Annotated in this window: 2 protein-coding genes and 1 pseudogene; all 3 read left to right on the top strand. The window is 64.5% G+C overall.

Annotated elements, in window-relative coordinates; translation table 11 throughout:
- Window positions 1-168 precede the first annotated feature (168 nt).
- Window positions 169-297: pseudogene (locus tag LOK55_RS13835) on the top strand (transposase); the annotation flags it as partial.
- Window positions 298-440: 143 nt separating this feature from the next.
- Window positions 441-1,718, top strand: coding sequence for an IS256 family transposase (locus tag LOK55_RS13840; RefSeq protein ID WP_374107663.1), 1,278 nt, complete (start codon window positions 441-443; stop codon window positions 1,716-1,718).
- Window positions 1,655-1,911, top strand: a 257-nt coding sequence (locus LOK55_RS14180; RefSeq protein ID WP_268252629.1) for a transposase, incomplete at its 3' end; no start/stop codon positions are given. The genes LOK55_RS13840 and LOK55_RS14180, both read left to right, overlap by 64 nt.

Below are 1,911 nucleotides of genomic sequence, written 5' to 3' on the forward strand. Positions count from 1 at the left end.
CCAGCCCGCGCTACCAGCCCAGCGACACGCTCCTGGCGTTCCTCGACCGGCTCTGATTATGCCGACAACCGCAGCCCGCCCACCGCCGCTGACCAGGACCGCCCGAGCATCATCGGCATAACCGCGAGCACGGCATAACAGCAGTTATGCCGATGTCGGCATAACTGCTGCGACGGACTCAAAGGCCTCCCCGATGCGATCACCGCGATCTGGCCCCTCGCAACGGTGCAGCAGTGTGTCGTGCATCTCGTGCGGAACTCACTTCGATACGCGTCGAAGAAGTACTGGTCCAAGATCACCGGGCGAGCGTGTCAAATGGTGTGTGTAAGGGGCCGGGTCTCCTTACGAAAGGAAACACACTGTTGGCTATCGATAGGGCGTCGCGTGAAGAGCGACGTAAGGCTCAGGCGGAGGGCGCTCAGCGTCTGATCGAGTCGGGCATGCTGGATGATCTGTTCGCGAAGATCGATGCGGGCGAGGTTCAGCTCGACGGTGATGGCGGGTTCATCCGGCAGCTGATCAAGACCGGTCTCGAGCGCGGGTTGCAGGCTGAGCTGACTGAGCACGTCGGTTATGAGAAGGGCGACCCGGAAGCGGCGTTGCACGATAACTCACGGAACGGGTCGTTCCCGAAGACGGTGGGCACCACGGCCGGGGAGGTCGAGCTGCGGATCCCGCGGGACCGGAACGGCACGTTCACGCCCCGGCTGGTGCTGACCGGCAGCCGACGGTTGTCGCAGCTGGACGAGATGATCATCTCCCTCTACGCCGGCGGGATGACCGTCCGCGACATCGAGCATCACCTCGTCCCCACGCTCGGCGTCGACCTCAGCCACGAGACGATCTCCAACATCACCGAGGAGATCGCCGACGAGGTCCTGCAATGGCAGAACCGGCCGTTGGAAGCGTTCTACCCGGTGATCTACATGGACGCCCTGGTGATCAAGGTCCGTGACGGCGGGCACGTCCGCAACAAGGCCGCGCACATCGCCGTCGGCGTCGATATGGACGGCGTCAAGCACGTCCTCGGGATCTGGGTGCAACCAGTCGAGGGCGCGAAGTTCTGGGCGTCCGTGTGTGCTGAACTCGCCAACCGTGGCGTGCGTGACGTGCTCATCGTCTGCGTCGACGGGCTGACCGGGTTCCCCGAAGCGATCGAGGCGACCTGGCCCGAATCGATGGTCCAAACCTGCGTGGTCCACCTGATCCGTAACGCGATGCGGTTCGTCGCCTACGGGCAGCGCAAGGCCGTCGCCGCCGCGTTGAAGCCGATCTACCAGGCCCCGACCGCGGACGCCGCGCTGGCGGCGCTGGACGCGTTCAAAGCGTCACCGTTGGGGCACGCGAACCCCCGGTCGGCGCAGGTGTTCGAGGACGCGTGGGAGAGGTTCACGCCGTTCCTCGCGTTCCCGCCGGAGCTGCGGCGGGTGATCTACACCACGAACGCGATCGAGTCGCTGAACTTCCAGCTCCGGAAGATCATCAAAAACCGCGGCCACTTCCCCAACGACCAAGCCGCCGTGAAGCTGCTCTGGCTCGCGATCTGCAACATCGAAGACAAGAGAGCCCGCGACCGGGCCAGCGAGCGCGGCCTACCCCGCGGCTCGAAGCGCAAAGCCGAAGGACGCCTGGTCGAAGGCCAAGTCGTGACGAACTGGATGAAAGCCCTCGAGCAACTCTCGATCGTCTACCCCGAGCGCATCAACCGCTACCTCTAACACCCCGAGGCAAGGCCCACTTACACACACAACTTGACGTAGCCGGGCAGCTCCGCGAGGTCTATACCGCTCCGACCATCGCAGCGGCCGAGGCGAGGTTCGCGGAGTTCGCCGAGCAATGGCGGAGCCTGTATCCGGCGATGATCCAGATGTGGGAGAGCGCGTGGGGCGAGTTCGTGCCGTTCCTGAAGTT

The organism is Microbacterium sp. F2E (assembly GCF_020905435.1).
Taxonomy (GTDB): Bacteria; Actinomycetota; Actinomycetes; order Actinomycetales; family Microbacteriaceae; genus Microbacterium; species Microbacterium lacticum.